Below are 15,521 nucleotides of genomic sequence, written 5' to 3'. Positions count from 1 at the left end.
CAGGGCCGCGCACCCGGTCGCGCCGCTGGATTCCGGGCGCGAGCATGAGGAGCACCGTTGAGCAGGTTGCGCTGGCTGACCGCAGGGGAGTCGCACGGCCCCGCACTCGTGGCGACGCTGGAGGGCCTTCCCGCCGGCGTCCCGGTCACCACGGAGATGGTGGCGGACGCGCTCGCCCGGCGGCGGCTCGGCTACGGCCGCGGTGCGCGGATGAAGTTCGAGCAGGACGAGGTCACCTTCCTCGGCGGTGTCCGGCACGGCCTCACCATGGGCTCCCCGGTCGCCGTGATGGTCGGCAACACCGAGTGGCCCAAGTGGGAGCAGGTCATGTCGGCCGACCCGGTCGACCCGGAGGCGCTGGCCGCTCAGGCCCGTAACGCCCCGCTGACCCGGCCCCGCCCCGGCCACGCCGACCTCGCCGGCATGCAGAAGTACGGCTTCGACGAGGCCCGCCCGGTCCTGGAGCGCGCCAGCGCCCGGGAGACCGCCGCCCGGGTCGCCCTCGGTGCCGTCGCCCGGTCCTACCTCAAGGAGACCGCGGGCATCGAGATCGTCAGCCACGTCGTGGAGCTGGCCGCCGCCAAGGCGCCGTACGGGGTCTACCCGGTCCCCTCCGACGTGGAGCGGCTCGACGCCGACCCGGTGCGCTGCCTCGACGCCGACGCGAGCAAGGCGATGGTCGCCGAGATCGACCAGGCCCACAAGGACGGCGACACCCTCGGCGGCGTCGTCGAGGTGCTGGCGTACGGCGTGCCCGTCGGGCTCGGCTCACACGTGCACTGGGACCGCCGGCTCGACGCCCGCCTCGCCGGCGCCCTCATGGGCATCCAGGCCATCAAGGGCGTCGAGGTCGGCGACGGCTTCGACCTCGCCCGGGTGCCCGGGTCCAAGGCGCACGACGAGATCCTGGTGACCGAGGACGGCATCAAGCGCGCCTCCGGCCGGGCCGGCGGCACCGAGGGCGGACTCACCACCGGTGAACTGCTGCGCGTCCGCGCCGCGATGAAGCCGATCGCCACCGTGCCGCGCGCCCTGGCCACCGTGGACGTGGTGACCGGTGAGCCCGCCAAGGCCCACCACCAGCGCTCCGATGTCTGTGCCGTCCCGGCCGCCGGCATCGTCGCCGAGGCGATGGTCGCCCTGGTCCTGGCCGACGCGGTGGCGGAGAAGTTCGGCGGCGACAGCGTCACCGAGACCCGCCGCAACGTGACGTCGTACCTCGACCACCTCCAGATCCGATGACCGGACCCCTGGTCGTCCTCGTCGGTCCCATGGGCGTCGGCAAGTCCACGGTCGGCGAACTGCTCGCCGGCCGCCTGGGCACCGGCTACCGGGACACCGACGCGGACGTCGTCGCGACCGCGGGCAAGCCCATCGCGGAGATCTTCTACGACGAGGGCGAGGACCACTTCCGGGCGCTGGAGCGGGACGCCGTGCGCGCCGCCGTCGCCGAGCACACCGGCGTCCTCTCGCTCGGCGGCGGGGCCGTCCTGGACGAGTCGACCCGCGCGCTGCTCGCCGGCCACCCGGTCGTCTACCTCTCGATGGACGTGGACGAGGCGGTCAAGCGGGTCGGGCTCAACACCGCCCGCCCGCTGCTCGCGGTCAACCCGCGCCGGCAGTGGCGCGAGCTGATGGACGCCCGCCGGCACCTCTACACCGAGGTCGCCCGCACGGTCGTCGCCACCGACGAGCGCACACCCGAAGAGGTCGCCCAGGCGGTCCTCGACGCACTGGAGCTGCCGGACGGGGCCCCGTCCGGCCGGGAGAACACACCATGACCCAGCAGGCACCCACCCGCGTCCGCATCGCAGGCAGCGCGGGCACCGACCCGTACGAGGTACTGATCGGCCGGCAGCTCCTCGGCGAGCTGCCCGGGCTCATCGGAGAGCGGGCCAAGCGCGTCGCGGTCCTCCACCCCGAGGCGCTGGCCGAGACCGGCGAGGCGGTCCGCCAGGACCTCGCCGGCCAGGGCTACGAGGCGATCGCCATCCAGCTGCCCAACGCCGAGGAGGCCAAGACCGTCGAGGTCGCCGCCTACTGCTGGAAGGCGCTCGGCCAGACCGGCTTCACCCGCACCGACGTGATCGTCGGCGTCGGCGGCGGCGCCACCACCGACGTGGCGGGCTTCGTCGCCGCGTCCTGGCTGCGCGGGGTGCGCTGGATCGCCGTACCGACCACCGTGCTCGGCATGGTCGACGCGGCCGTGGGCGGCAAGACCGGCATCAACACCGCCGAGGGCAAGAACCTCGTCGGCGCCTTCCACCCGCCGGCCGGAGTCCTCTGCGACCTGGCCGCCCTGGACTCGCTGCCGGTCCACGACTACGTCTCCGGCATGGCCGAGATCATCAAGGCCGGCTTCATCGCCGACCCGGTGATCCTCGACCTGATCGAACAGGACCCGCAGGCCGCCCGTACGCCCGCCGGACCGCACACCGCCGAGCTCATCGAGCGCTCCATCCGGGTCAAGGCGGACGTCGTCTCCAGCGACCTCAAGGAGTCCGGACTCCGCGAGATCCTCAACTACGGCCACACCCTGGGCCACGCGATCGAGAAGAACGAGCGCTACAAGTGGCGCCACGGCGCGGCCGTCTCCGTCGGCATGGTCTTCGCCGCCGAACTGGGCCGGCTGGCCGGCCGCCTGGACGACGCCACCGCCGACCGCCACCGCGCGATCCTGGAATCCGTCGGACTGCCGCTCACCTACCGCGGCGACCAGTGGCCCAGGCTGCTGGAGAACATGAAGGTCGACAAGAAGTCGCGCGGCGACCTGCTGCGCTTCGTCGTCCTGGACGGCCTCGGCAAGCCCGCCGTCCTGGAGGGCCCCGACCCGGCCGTCCTGCTCGCCGCCTACGGGGAGGTCTCGGCATGACCCGCCGGGTCCTCGTGCTCAACGGCCCCAACCTCGGCCGGCTCGGCTCCCGCGAGCCCGACGTCTACGGCTCCACGTCGTACGCCGGGCTGGTGGAGGCGTGCCGCACCCTCGGCAAGGAGCTCGGTCTCGACGCCGACGTGCGCGAGACCAACGACGAGGGCGAGCTGATCCGCTGGCTCCACGAGGCCGCCGACGGGGCGATTCCGGTCGTCATCAACCCGGGCGCCTTCACGCACTACTCCTACGGGATGCGGGACGCGGCAGCCCAGCGCACGGCCCCGCTGATCGAGGTCCACATCTCGAACCCGTACGCACGGGAGGAATTCCGCCACACCTCGGTGATCGCCCCGGTGGCCACCGGGACCGTGGCCGGATTCGGTATCGGCTCCTACCGTCTCGCCCTGCGCGCCCTGGCGGACGAACTCGCCGACTGAGCAGCCCGTTGGGGCACTTCGGACCCTCCCCGGCCGTTGTCCGTACGGCGGCCGGGGAAGGTACGGTTGCCGTTGCACCAGCGCCAGTTGCCTGTACGAGACGGAGTCGCACCGGATGCAGCACGCAGTGGGGGCCCCGCTGCCTCCGCCCCACGGTCCCGGAAACGGCCCCGTCGGCTGGCCGCACCGGGCCCAGCACCCCGGCCCGCCGCACCAGCCCCCGGCCGGCCCGCCCGCCGGACACCCCGGCCCGCCGCACCAGCCCCCGGCCGGCCCGTCCGGCGGACACCCCGGCCCGCCGCACCAGCCCCCGGCCGGCCCGTCCGGCGGACACCCCGGCCCGCCGCCCGCGGGCGCGCCCGCGCCGCAGGGCCACGGCTGGAACGGACCGGCCCCGCAGCAGGCCCCGGCTCCGGTCGCCCGGGAGACCACCGGGCACATCCAGCTGCCGCCCGGCAGACCCGTACCCCTGCCCGCGCCGCCCGCCGAGCCCGGCACGGGCAACGCGACGCTCGCGGTGCTCCTCATCGGCCCGGCGGGCGCCGGCAAGACCACCGTGGCCCGGCTCTGGGCGGCCCGCCGCCGGGTGCCCACCGCCCACGTCAGCCTGGACGACGTCCGGGAGTGGGTCTGCTCCGGCTTCGCGGACCCGCAGGCCGGGTGGAACGACCAGTCGGAGGCCCAGTACCGCCTGGCCCGCCGCACCTGCGGCTTCGCCGCCCGCAACTTCCTGGCCAACGGGATCTCCTGCATCCTCGACGACGCCGTCTTCCCCGACCGGCCGGTCGTCGGCCTCGGCGGCTGGAAGCGGCACGTCGGCCCCGGGCTCCTGCCCGTCGTCCTGCTGCCCGGGCTGGAGATCGTCCTGGAGCGCAACGCGGAGCGCAGCGGCAACCGCCGCCTCTCGGACGAGGAGGTCGCCCGCATCCACGGCCGGATGGCCGGCTGGTACGGCTCCGGCCTCCCGATCATCGACAACTCGACGTACGACGTGGAGACCACCGCCCGGGTCCTGGACGACATACTCGCCCGGGCCCTGGCCAGCCCGCCGTCCTGGTGACGCGGCGGCGCCGGGCCCCCCGCCCCCCGGTCGGATGCGCCCGCCGGGCGGGCCCGGCGCCGCGCTCGTACGCTCGACGCATGTCAGAGGTGTACGCCGTCCGACGCGGGCTGCTCCGCGACCGGTGCGCCGCAGTCGGATCCGCGGCCGCCCTGGTCTCCCGCCCCGCCAACGTCCGCTACCTGGCCGGGGGAGCGCCCCCGGGCGCCGTGCTCCTGCTCGGCCCCGGCGAGGACGTCCTGCTCTGCCCCCGCCCGCCCACCGCCGACCCGGCCGACGGGCGCACCGACGAGCACCTGCGCGTCGACCTGCTGCCGGTGGCCGGCGGGGACCCCGTGGTCCACGCAGCCGACGTGGCCGCCGGGGCCGGCGCGGAGTCGCTGGCCGTCGAGGAGCACGACCTGACGGTCGCCCGGCACCGGGCCATGGCCTCGGTCGCCCCCGGGCTCCGGCTGGCCGATCTGGGCGCGACGGTCGAGCAGTTGCGCATCGTCAAGGACGAGGAGGAGATCGGCTGCCTGCGGATCGCGGCCGAGATCACCGACCAGGCGCTGGGCGAACTCCTCGAATCGATCCTCGTCGGCCGCACCGAGCGGCACCTGGCGCTGGAGCTGGAGCGCCGGCTGGTGGACCACGGCGCCGACGGCCCGGCCTTCGCGACCTCCGTCGCCACCGGGCCCCACTCCGGCCGGGGCCGCCACCGGCCCACGGACCGGCGGGTGGAGGAAGGAGATTTCCTCTCGGTCTGCCTGGGCGCCAACTACCGGGGCTACCGCTGTGAGATCGGCCGGACCTTCGTCATCGGAACGGCGCCCGCCGACTGGCAGATCGAGCTGTACGAGCTGGTTTTCGCCGCTCAGCGGGCCGGCCGCGAGGCCCTGCTGCCCGGCGCCGAGTACCGCGACGTGGACCGTGCCGCCCGCCATCTCCTGGACTCCGCGGGCCACGGCGAGGGCCTGGCGCCCTTCACGGGCCACGGGGTGGGGCTCGAAATCGATGAGGACCCGCAGCTGGCACCCGCCGCCATGGGTAAACTGGACGCTTGTGTGCCGGTCACCGTCGAACCGGGGGTCCACCTCCCGGGCCGGGGCGGGGTCCGGATCGATGACACGCTCGTCGTGCGCCCCGAGGCGGACGGCGGACCCGAGCTACTCACCATTACGACCAAGGAGCTGCTCGCGCTCTAGCGCGCGTTTCTCGGTCGTTCCACCAGCTTCAGCCCAGGAGATTCCGCAACCGTGGCTTCCACGAACGACCTCAAGAACGGCATGGTGCTCAAGCTCGACGGAGGCCAGCTCTGGTCCGTCGTCGAGTTCCAGCACGTCAAGCCCGGCAAGGGCCCGGCCTTCGTGCGCACCAAGCTCAAGAACGTGCTCTCCGGCAAGGTCGTCGACAAGACCTTCAACGCCGGCATCAAGGTCGAGACGGCCACGGTCGACAAGCGCGACATGCAGTTCTCGTACATGGACGGCGAGTACTTCGTCTTCATGGACATGGACACCTACGACCAGCTGATGGTCGAGCGCAAGGTCGTCGGCGACGCCGCCAACTTCCTGATCGAGGGCTTCACCGCCTCCGTCGCCCAGCACGACGGCGAGGTGCTCTACGTCGAGCTGCCGGCCGCCGTCGAGCTGACCATCCAGCACACCGACCCCGGCGTCCAGGGCGACCGCTCCACCGGCGGCACCAAGCCGGCCACGCTGGAGACCGGCTACGAGATCGGTGTTCCGCTCTTCATCACCACCGGTGAGAAGATCAAGGTCGACACCCGCTCCGGCGAGTACCTCAGCCGGGTGAACAAGTAGTCGTGGCTGCTCGCAACACGGCACGCAAGCGCGCCTTCCAGATCCTCTTCGAGGCCGACCAGCGCGGCGAGTCCGTGCTGACGGTCCTCGCGGACTGGGTGCGGCACTCGCGGTCCGACACCCGTCAGCCGCCGGTCACCGAGTACACGATGGAGCTCGTGGAGGGGTACGCGCGGTACGCGGACCGCATCGACGACCTCATCGTCACCTACGCCGTGGACTGGGAGCTCGACCGCATGCCGGTCGCCGACCGGAACATCCTGCGGCTCGGTGCCTACGAGCTGATCTGGGTCGACGGGACCCCGGACGCGGTGGTGATCGACGAGGCGGTGCAGATCGCCAAGGAGTTCTCCACCGACGACTCCCCGTCCTTCGTGAACGGCCTGCTGGCCCGTTTCAAGGACCTCAAGCCGAATCTCCGCCGGGAGCAGTGACCCCGGCGGCGTTCCGCCGACGAAGGGCCCATGGCTGAAGCCGTGGGCCCTTCGGCGCGCCGGGGGTGTGAGAGCGCGCCGGCGCACGAGAAAAGCCGGGACCGGCGGGGCGCCCGTGCGCGGGGCGACCCGCCGAACCCGGCGGCACGTTTCTCCGTGAGGGCTGCTCAGCCCTCGTCGTGGGCGACGGCGCGGCGCGCGTCCGCGTCGAGCACGCCCCAGCTGATCAGCTGCTCCGTCAGCACCGAAGGCGACTGGTCGTAGATCACGGCGAGCGTGCGCAGGTCGTCCTGGCGGATCGACAGCACCTTGCCGTTGTAGTCGCCGCGCTGGCTCTGGATCGTCGCCGCGTAGCGCTGGAGGGGGCCGGCCTTCTCCGGCGGCACGTGCGCCAGGCGCTCCAGCTGGAGGACCAGCTTCGGCGGCGGCTCCGCGGCACCGCCGGGCGTCGTGCCCGGCAGGAGCTCCTGGACCGGGACGCCGTAGAAGTCCGCCAGCTCGGCAAGGCGCTGCACGGTCACGGCACGGTCGCCGCGCTCGTACGAACCGACCACGACGGCCTTCCAGCGGCCCTGCGACTTCTCCTCCACGCCGTGGAGGGAGAGGCCCTGCTGGGTGCGGATGGCACGGAGCTTGGCCCCGAGCTGTTTTGCGTATTCGCTGGACATAAGGCTCCCCGGACGCTGGAACGTACGCGGCTGGGCCGCGTGGCTGGTAACTCACTGTGAGGTTACGCAGCGTTACTTGGTCGCGTCAAGCTGAGATGGTCCGTACCGGCTTCATCGGGGGGTGCGTGCGAGATCCGGCAAGGGCCCTGGTAGTCTGGACGACGCAATTCCGACGTCCTTTAAGGTCCGTCCCGTGAGGCGGAGAAGGAGGTCCGTTTCTTATGGACGCACAGCACGACGCCACCGGCAACGCGGCACGCCCCGTTCTGGAGGCCCCCGACATCGCCCGGGTCCTGACCCGTATCGCCCACGAGATCGTCGAACGCGCCAAGGGCGCCGACGACGTGGTGCTCCTCGGCATCCCCACCCGCGGGGTCTTCCTCGCCCGCCGGCTCGCCGCCAAGCTCGAAGAGATCACCGGCCGCACGATGCCGGTCGGCTCCCTCGACACCACCATGTACCGCGACGACCTGAGGCTGCGCCCCGCGCGTGCCCTGGCCCGCACCGAGATCCCCGGTGACGACATCGAGGGCCGCCTGGTCGTCCTCGTGGACGACGTCCTCTTCTCCGGCCGCACGATCCGCGCCGCCCTGGACGCGCTCGGCGACCTCGGCCGGCCCCGCGCGGTGCAGCTCGCGGTCCTGGTCGACCGCGGCCACCGCGAACTGCCGATCCGCGCCGACTACGTCGGCAAGAACCTCCCCACGTCGCTGCGGGAGACGGTCAAGGTCCAGCTCGCCGAGGAGGACGGCCGCGACGCCGTGCTGCTCGGGGTCGAGCAGGCCGCCCCCGCGGTCGAGCGCTAGCTCCCCGTCCGTACGGCCGCCCGCCGTTCGGCGGCTTCCGCGCGCCCGCATGCCTGAAACCTCCAGCCACCCGGAGAACACCCAGATGAAGCGTCACCTCATCTCGGCCGCCGACCTCACCCGCGACGACGCCGTCCTGATCCTCGACACCGCCGAGGAGATGGCCAGGGTCGCGGACCGGCCGATCAAGAAGCTCCCGACCCTGCGCGGCCGGACCGTCGTCAACCTCTTCTTCGAGGACTCGACGCGTACCCGGATCTCCTTCGAGGCGGCGGCCAAGCGGCTGTCCGCCGACGTCATCAACTTCTCCGCGAAGGGCTCCTCCGTCTCCAAGGGCGAATCCCTCAAGGACACCGCCCTGACCCTGGAGGCGATGGGCGCCGACGCCGTCGTCATCCGCCACGGCGCCTCCGGGGCCCCGTACCGGCTGGCCACCTCCGGCTGGATCGACGGCGCCGTCGTCAACGCGGGCGACGGCACCCATGAGCACCCCACCCAGGCCCTGCTGGACGCCTTCACGATGCGCCGCCGGCTCGTCGGCGCCGACGCGGGGCTCGGCAAGGACCTCGACGGCCGCCGGATCACCATCGTCGGCGACATCCTGCACAGCCGGGTCGCCCGCTCCAACGTGCACCTGCTGAACACGCTCGGCGCCCACGTCACCCTCGTCGCCCCCCCCACCCAGGTCCCGGTCGGCGTCGAGCAGTGGCCCGGCGACGTCAGCTACGGCCTGGACGAGGTGCTGCCCCAGTCCGACGCTGTGATGATGCTCCGTGTGCAGCGCGAGCGGATGAACGCCGCCTACTTCCCGACCGAGCGCGAGTACTCGCGCCGCTACGGCCTGGACGGCGAGCGGATGGCGAAAATGCCCGAGCACGCCGTCGTCATGCACCCCGGGCCCATGGTCCGCGGCATGGAGATCACCGCCGAGGTCGCCGACTCCGACCGCTGCACGGTCGTGGAGCAGGTCGCCAACGGCGTCTCCATCCGCATGGCCGTGCTCTACCTGCTGCTCGGCGGCTACGAGCCGACCGCCCACCCGTCGCCCACCACCACCCTTGACCGAAGCGCTGCGCGCCTCCCTGCCGGCACCCCCACCGCCGCCCGTACCGAGGAGACCAAGTAACCATGAGCAAGATCCTTATCCGCGGCGCGAAGGTACTCGGCGGCGACCCGCAGGACGTCCTCATCGACGGCGAGACCATCGCCGCCGTCGGCACCGGCCTCGACGCCGGCGACGCCACCGTGATCGAGGCGGCCGGACAGGTCCTGCTGCCCGGCCTCGTCGACCTCCACACCCACCTGCGCGAGCCCGGCCGCGAGGACTCCGAGACCGTCCTCACCGGCACCAGGGCCGCCGCGGCCGGCGGCTTCACCGCCGTCCACGCCATGGCCAACACCTTCCCGGTCGCCGACACCGCCGGCGTGGTCGAGCAGGTCTGGCGCCTCGGCAAGGAGTCCGGCTACTGCGACGTCCAGCCCGTCGGGGCCGTCACCGTCGGCCTGGAGGGCAAGCAGCTCGCCGAACTCGGCGCCATGCACGACTCCGCCGCCGGCGTGAAGGTCTTCTCCGACGACGGCAAGTGCGTGGACGACGCGGTCATCATGCGCCGCGCCCTGGAGTACGTGAAGGCGTTCGACGGCGTCGTCGCCCAGCACGCCCAGGAGCCCCGCCTCACCGAGGGCGCCCAGATGAACGAGGGCGTCGTCTCGGCCGAGCTGGGCCTCGGCGGCTGGCCCGCCGTCGCCGAGGAGTCGATCATCGCCCGCGACGTCCTGCTCGCCGCGCACGTCGGCTCCCGGGTCCACATCTGCCACCTGTCGACCGCGGGCTCCGTGGAGATCGTGCGCTGGGCCAAGTCCAAGGGCTGGAACGTCACCGCCGAGGTCACCCCGCACCACCTGCTCCTCACCGACGAGCTCGTCCGGTCCTACAACCCGGTCTACAAGGTGAACCCGCCGCTGCGCACCGAGGCCGACGTCATGGCCCTGCGCGAGGCCCTCGCCGACGGCACGATCGACTGCGTCGCCACCGACCACGCCCCGCACCCGCACGAGGACAAGGACTGCGAGTGGGCCGCGGCGGCCATGGGCATGGTGGGCCTGGAGACGGCGCTCTCCGTCGTCCAGCAGACGATGGTGGAGACCGGACTGCTCGACTGGGCCGGCGTCGCCGACCGCATGTCGGCGCGCCCCGCGTCCATCGGCCGGCTCGAAGGACACGGCCGCCCCGTCTCGGCCGGTGAGCCTGCCAACCTCACGCTGGTCGATCCGGCATACCGTGGAGAGGTGGACCCCGCGGGCTTCGCCTCCCGCAGCCGCAACACCCCGTACGAGGGGCGCGAGCTGCCCGGCCGAGTGACCCACACCTTCCTGCGGGGCCGTGCCACGGTCGTCGACGGGAAGCTCGCGTGACAACACAGACCCTGTACCACCTGGCCGCCGAGCAGAAGTCGGCGGAAGTGACCGACTGGTCCGCACGGATCAGCTGGGTGATCGGACTCGTCGTCCTCGTCGTGTTCGTCTACTGGCTGATGCGCCAGGGCTGGAAGTGGCGCGGCAACCTCCAGTCCGACCTGCCCGCCCCGGCCACCGCGCCGCAGGGCATCGCGGACGGCGAGAAGCTGCTCACCCTCTCCGGCCGCTACCACGCGTCGACCACGGCCGGGCAGTGGCTCGACCGGATCGTCGCCCACGGCCTGGGCACCCGCAGCCGCGTCGAGCTCACCCTCACCGCCGAGGGCCTCGACGTCGTACGGCCCGGCGCCGCGGACTTCTTCGTCCCGGCCGCCGACCTGCGCGGTGCCCGCACCGAAAAGGCACTGGCGGGCAAGGTCCTGCCCGAGGGCGGACTCCTCGTCATCACCTGGGCGCTCGGCGACCGGCTGATCGACTCCGGTTTCCGCTCCGACCACTCGGCCGAACACCCCGTCTGGGTCGACGCCGTCAACCACCTCACCAGCACTACGGAAGGCATCGCACGATGACGACCTCCACCCGGGGAACCCAGGTTCCCGCCGTACTCGTCCTGGAGGACGGCCGCACCTTCCGCGGCCGTGCCTACGGGGCTGTGGGGGAGACCTTCGGCGAGGCGGTCTTCTCCACCGGCATGACCGGCTACCAGGAGACGCTGACCGACCCGTCGTACCACCGCCAGGTCGTCGTGATGACCGCCCCGCACGTCGGCAACACCGGCGTCAACGACGAGGACCCCGAGTCGAAGCGGATCTGGGTCTCCGGCTACGTCGTCCGCGACCCCGCCCGCACCCCCTCCAACTGGCGCTCCCGCCGCACCCTCGACGAGGAGCTGGCGAACCAGGGCGTCGTCGGCATCAGCGGCGTCGACACCCGCGCCCTCACCCGCCACCTGCGCGAGCGCGGCGCCATGCGCGTCGGCATCTTCTCCGGCGACGCGGTCACCGACGAGGCCGCGATGCTGGCCCGCGTCCAGGAGGCCCCCGAGATGACGGGCGCCGACCTGTCCGCCGAGGTCGCCACCAAGGAGGCGTACGTCGTCCCCGCGATCGGCACCAAGAAGTTCACGGTCGCCGCGGTCGACCTGGGCATCAAGGGCATGACCCCGCACCGGATGGCCGAGCGCGGCATCGAGGTCCACGTGCTGCCCGCCACCGCCACCCTGGAGGAGGTCTACGCGGTCGCCCCGGACGGCGTCTTCTTCTCCAACGGCCCCGGCGACCCGTCCACCGCCGACCACCCCGTCGCGCTGATGCGGGGGGTCCTGGAGCGGAAGACCCCGCTCTTCGGCATCTGCTTCGGCAACCAGATCCTGGGCCGCGCGCTCGGCTTCGGCACGTACAAGCTGAAGTACGGCCACCGCGGCATCAACCAGCCCGTGCAGGACCGCTCGACCGGCAAGGTCGAGGTCACCGCGCACAACCACGGCTTCGCCGTCGACGCCCCCCTCGACAAGGTCTCCGACACCGCCTACGGGCGCGCCGAGGTCTCCCACGTGTGCCTGAACGACCAGGTCGTCGAGGGGCTCCAGCTGCTCGACCGGCCGGCCTTCAGCGTCCAGTACCACCCCGAGGCCGCGGCCGGCCCGCACGACGCCGCGTACCTCTTCGACCGCTTCGTTTCCCTGATGGAGGACCAGCGTGCCTAAGCGCTCCGATATCCAGTCCGTCCTGGTCATCGGCTCCGGTCCGATCGTCATCGGGCAGGCCGCCGAGTTCGACTACTCCGGTACCCAGGCGTGCCGCGTGCTCAAGGCCGAGGGCCTGCGCGTCATCCTGGTGAACTCCAACCCGGCGACGATCATGACCGACCCGGAGATCGCCGACGCCACGTACGTCGAGCCGATCACCCCGGAGTTCGTCGAGAAGATCATCGCCAAGGAGCGCCCCGACGCGCTGCTGCCCACCCTGGGCGGCCAGACCGCGCTGAACACCGCGATCTCCATGCACGAGAACGGTGTCCTGGAGAAGTACGGCGTCGAGCTCATCGGCGCCAACGTCGAGGCCATCAACAAGGGCGAGGACCGCGACCTCTTCAAGGGCGTCGTGGAGGCCGTCAAGGAGAAGATCGGCTACGGCGAGTCCGCCCGCTCGGTCATCTGCCACTCCATGGAGGACGTCCTCGCCGGCGTCGACACGCTCGGCGGCTACCCCGTCGTCGTCCGTCCCTCCTTCACCATGGGCGGCGCCGGCTCCGGCTTCGCGCACGACGAGGAGGAGCTGCGCCGCATCGCCGGCCAGGGCCTCACGCTCTCCCCGACCACCGAGGTGCTGCTCGAAGAGTCCATCCTCGGCTGGAAGGAGTACGAGCTGGAGCTGATGCGCGACCGCAACGACAACGTCGTGGTCGTCTGCTCCATCGAGAACTTCGACCCGATGGGCGTCCACACCGGCGACTCGATCACCGTCGCCCCGGCGATGACCCTCACCGACCGCGAGTACCAGCGGCTGCGCGACATCGGCATCGCGATCATCCGCGAGGTCGGCGTCGACACCGGCGGCTGCAACATCCAGTTCGCGATCGACCCCTCCGACGGCCGCGTCATCGTCATCGAGATGAACCCGCGCGTCTCCCGCTCCTCGGCGCTCGCCTCCAAGGCCACCGGCTTCCCGATCGCCAAGATCGCCGCCAAGCTGGCCGTCGGCTACACGCTGGACGAGATCCCCAACGACATCACCGAGAAGACCCCGGCCTCCTTCGAGCCGACCCTCGACTACGTCGTCGTCAAGGCCCCGCGCTTCGCCTTCGAGAAGTTCCCCTCCGCCGACTCCACCCTCACCACCACCATGAAGTCGGTGGGCGAGGCCATGGCGATCGGCCGGAACTTCACCGAGGCCCTGCAGAAGGCCCTGCGCTCCCTGGAGAAGAAGGGCTCGCAGTTCACCTTCACCGGCGACCCCGGCGACAAGGCCGAGCTGCTGGCCGAGGCGGTCCGCCCCACCGACGGCCGGATCAACACCGTCATGCAGGCGATCCGGGCCGGTGCCACCCAGGAGGAGGTCTTCGACGCCACGAAGATCGACCCCTGGTTCGTGGACCAGCTCTTCCTGATCAAGGAGATCGCCGACGAGCTGGCCGCCGCCGACAAGCTCGGCCCCGAGCTGCTGGCCGAGGCCAAGCGGCACGGCTTCTCCGACGCCCAGATCGCCGGTATCCGCGGCCTGCGCGAGGACGTCGTCCGCGAGGTCCGGCACGCGCTCGGCATCCGCCCGGTCTACAAGACGGTCGACACCTGCGCCGCCGAGTTCGCCGCGAAGACCCCGTACTTCTACTCCTCCTACGACGAGGAGACCGAGGTCGCGCCGCGCACCAGGCCCGCGGTGATCATCCTGGGCTCCGGCCCCAACCGCATCGGCCAGGGCATCGAGTTCGACTACTCCTGCGTCCACGCCTCCTTCGCGCTCAGCGACGCCGGCTACGAGACCGTGATGGTCAACTGCAACCCGGAGACCGTCTCCACCGACTACGACACCTCCGACCGCCTGTACTTCGAGCCGCTGACGCTCGAAGACGTGCTGGAGATCGTGCACGCCGAGTCCCTGGCCGGCCCGGTCGCGGGCGTCGTCGTCCAGCTCGGCGGCCAGACCCCGCTGGGCCTGTCGCAGGCGCTCAAGGACAACGGCGTGCCCGTCGTCGGCACCTCCCCGGAGGCCATCCACGCCGCCGAGGACCGCGGCGCCTTCGGCCGCGTCCTGGCCGAGGCCGGCCTGCCCGCCCCCAAGCACGGCACCGCGACCACCTTCGCCGAGGCCAAGGAGATCGCCGACGAGATCGGCTACCCCGTCCTCGTACGCCCGTCGTACGTGCTCGGCGGGCGCGGCATGGAGATCGTGTACGACGAGACCCGGCTCTCCGCGTACATCTCCGAGTCCACCGAGATCAGCCCCACCCGGCCGGTCCTGGTCGACCGCTTCCTCGACGACGCGATCGAGATCGACGTCGACGCGCTCTACGACGGCACCGAGCTCTACCTCGGCGGCGTCATGGAGCACATCGAGGAGGCCGGCATCCACTCCGGCGACTCCGCCTGCGCGCTGCCCCCGATCACCCTCGGCGGCCACGACGTCAAGCGGCTGCGCGCCTCCACGGAGGCCATCGCCAAGGGCGTCGGCGTCCGCGGCCTGATCAACATCCAGTTCGCGCTCTCCGGCGACATCCTCTACGTCCTGGAGGCCAACCCGCGCGCCTCCCGGACCGTGCCCTTCACCTCGAAGGCGACGGCGGTGCCGCTCGCGAAGGCCGCCGCCCGGATCTCGCTGGGCGCGACCGTCGCCGAGCTGCGCGAGGAGGGACTGCTGCCGAAGACCGGTGACGGCGGCACGCTGCCGCTGGACGCGCCGATCTCCGTCAAGGAGGCCGTCATGCCGTGGTCGCGCTTCCGCGACATCCACGGCCGGGGCGTCGACACGATCCTCGGCCCGGAGATGCGCTCCACCGGCGAGGTCATGGGCATCGACTCGGTCTTCGGCACCGCCTACGCCAAGTCGCAGGCCGGCGCCTACGGGCCGCTGCCCACCAAGGGCCGCGCCTTCATCTCGGTGGCCAACCGCGACAAGCGCTCGATGATCTTCCCGGCCCGCGAGCTGGTCGCCCACGGCTTCGAGCTGCTGGCCACCTCGGGCACCGCCGAGGTCCTCAAGCGCAACGGCATCAACGCCACGGTCGTGCGCAAGCAGTCCGAGGGCGAGGGCCCGGGCGGCGAGCCGACCATCGTCCGGCTGATCCACGAGGGCGGTGTCGACCTCATCGTCAACACCCCGTACGGGACCGGCGGCCGGCTCGACGGCTACGAGATCCGCACCGCGGCCGTCGCCCGCTCCGTGCCCTGCCTGACCACGGTCCAGGCGCTCGCCGCGGCCGTCCAGGGCATCGACGCCCTCAACAACGGAGACGTCGGCGTCCGTTCGCTCCAGGAACACGCGGAACATCTGACCGCGGCCCGCGACTAGGCAGCCCACAAGGGG

General features: G+C 72.1%; 15 protein-coding genes. 14 read left to right on the top strand and 1 reads right to left on the bottom strand.

The window, feature by feature from the left end:
• The first annotated feature begins 57 nt into the window (after positions 1 to 57).
• From aroC to nusB, 8 genes are all read left to right on the top strand, one after another.
• Positions 58 to 1,242, top strand: a complete 1,185-nt coding sequence (gene aroC / locus FKN01_RS25410) for a chorismate synthase (RefSeq protein WP_143624490.1) — start codon at positions 58 to 60, stop codon at positions 1,240 to 1,242.
• Positions 1,239 to 1,781 (top strand): shikimate kinase, encoded by a 543-nt coding sequence (locus tag FKN01_RS25405; protein WP_143624488.1) that lies wholly within the window; start codon positions 1,239 to 1,241, stop codon positions 1,779 to 1,781. Before aroC ends, FKN01_RS25405 begins: the two co-directional genes overlap by 4 nt.
• The gene (gene aroB / locus FKN01_RS25400; protein ID WP_143624486.1) at positions 1,778 to 2,872 is read left to right on the top strand and encodes a 3-dehydroquinate synthase; all 1,095 of its coding nucleotides are present in this window, start codon (positions 1,778 to 1,780) and stop codon (positions 2,870 to 2,872) included. The genes FKN01_RS25405 and aroB overlap by 4 nt, the downstream gene beginning before the upstream one ends.
• Positions 2,869 to 3,309: a type II 3-dehydroquinate dehydratase gene (aroQ, locus tag FKN01_RS25395; protein ID WP_143624484.1), complete on the top strand. Its 441-nt coding sequence runs from the start codon at positions 2,869 to 2,871 to the stop codon at positions 3,307 to 3,309. Before aroB ends, aroQ begins: the two co-directional genes overlap by 4 nt.
• A gap of 115 nt (positions 3,310 to 3,424) precedes the next feature.
• Positions 3,425 to 4,369, top strand: coding sequence for an AAA family ATPase (locus tag FKN01_RS25390; RefSeq protein ID WP_143624478.1), 945 nt, complete (start codon positions 3,425 to 3,427; stop codon positions 4,367 to 4,369).
• A gap of 80 nt (positions 4,370 to 4,449) precedes the next feature.
• Complete coding sequence (locus tag FKN01_RS25385; RefSeq protein WP_143624476.1) at positions 4,450 to 5,556, top strand: aminopeptidase P family protein; 1,107 nt, start codon at positions 4,450 to 4,452, stop codon at positions 5,554 to 5,556.
• 51 nt (positions 5,557 to 5,607) lie between these two features.
• Positions 5,608 to 6,174 carry an elongation factor P gene (gene efp / locus FKN01_RS25380; RefSeq protein WP_143624474.1) on the top strand — a complete coding sequence of 189 codons (567 nt, stop codon included), beginning with the start codon at positions 5,608 to 5,610 and terminating at the stop codon, positions 6,172 to 6,174.
• Between the two features lie 2 nt (positions 6,175 to 6,176).
• Positions 6,177 to 6,608 (top strand): transcription antitermination factor NusB, encoded by a 432-nt coding sequence (gene nusB, locus FKN01_RS25375; protein ID WP_143624472.1) that lies wholly within the window; start codon positions 6,177 to 6,179, stop codon positions 6,606 to 6,608.
• A gap of 167 nt (positions 6,609 to 6,775) precedes the next feature.
• Here nusB and bldD read toward each other — a convergent pair whose 3' ends face one another.
• Complete coding sequence (gene bldD, locus FKN01_RS25370) at positions 6,776 to 7,276, bottom strand: transcriptional regulator BldD (RefSeq protein ID WP_018103903.1); 501 nt, start codon at positions 7,274 to 7,276, stop codon at positions 6,776 to 6,778.
• 221 nt (positions 7,277 to 7,497) lie between these two features.
• On the opposite strand from bldD, the gene pyrR reads away from it, so the two are divergent.
• From pyrR to carB, 6 genes are all read left to right on the top strand, one after another.
• Positions 7,498 to 8,082, top strand: coding sequence for a bifunctional pyr operon transcriptional regulator/uracil phosphoribosyltransferase PyrR (gene pyrR, locus FKN01_RS25365; RefSeq protein WP_073967775.1), 585 nt, complete (start codon positions 7,498 to 7,500; stop codon positions 8,080 to 8,082).
• Between the two features lie 85 nt (positions 8,083 to 8,167).
• Positions 8,168 to 9,208 (top strand): aspartate carbamoyltransferase catalytic subunit, encoded by a 1,041-nt coding sequence (locus FKN01_RS25360; protein ID WP_143624565.1) that lies wholly within the window; start codon positions 8,168 to 8,170, stop codon positions 9,206 to 9,208.
• Positions 9,209 to 9,210: 2 nt separating this feature from the next.
• Positions 9,211 to 10,497 carry a dihydroorotase gene (locus FKN01_RS25355; RefSeq protein ID WP_143624470.1) on the top strand — a complete coding sequence of 429 codons (1,287 nt, stop codon included), beginning with the start codon at positions 9,211 to 9,213 and terminating at the stop codon, positions 10,495 to 10,497.
• Positions 10,494 to 11,069, top strand: a complete 576-nt coding sequence (locus FKN01_RS25350; protein WP_143624469.1) for a hypothetical protein — start codon at positions 10,494 to 10,496, stop codon at positions 11,067 to 11,069. Before FKN01_RS25355 ends, FKN01_RS25350 begins: the two co-directional genes overlap by 4 nt.
• Complete coding sequence (gene carA, locus FKN01_RS25345) at positions 11,066 to 12,205, top strand: glutamine-hydrolyzing carbamoyl-phosphate synthase small subunit (protein WP_143624467.1); 1,140 nt, start codon at positions 11,066 to 11,068, stop codon at positions 12,203 to 12,205. The genes FKN01_RS25350 and carA overlap by 4 nt, the downstream gene beginning before the upstream one ends.
• Positions 12,198 to 15,506 carry a carbamoyl-phosphate synthase large subunit gene (gene carB, locus FKN01_RS25340; protein WP_143624465.1) on the top strand — a complete coding sequence of 1,103 codons (3,309 nt, stop codon included), beginning with the start codon at positions 12,198 to 12,200 and terminating at the stop codon, positions 15,504 to 15,506. The genes carA and carB overlap by 8 nt, the downstream gene beginning before the upstream one ends.
• The last annotated feature ends 15 nt before the right edge of the window (positions 15,507 to 15,521 follow it).

The sequence above is a fragment of the Streptomyces sp. 130 genome, from assembly GCF_007096885.1.
Lineage (GTDB): Bacteria > Actinomycetota > Actinomycetes > Streptomycetales > Streptomycetaceae > Streptomyces.
The sequence above is the reverse complement of the archived record's forward strand: the minus strand, read 5'-3'. Positions and strand labels throughout refer to the sequence as shown.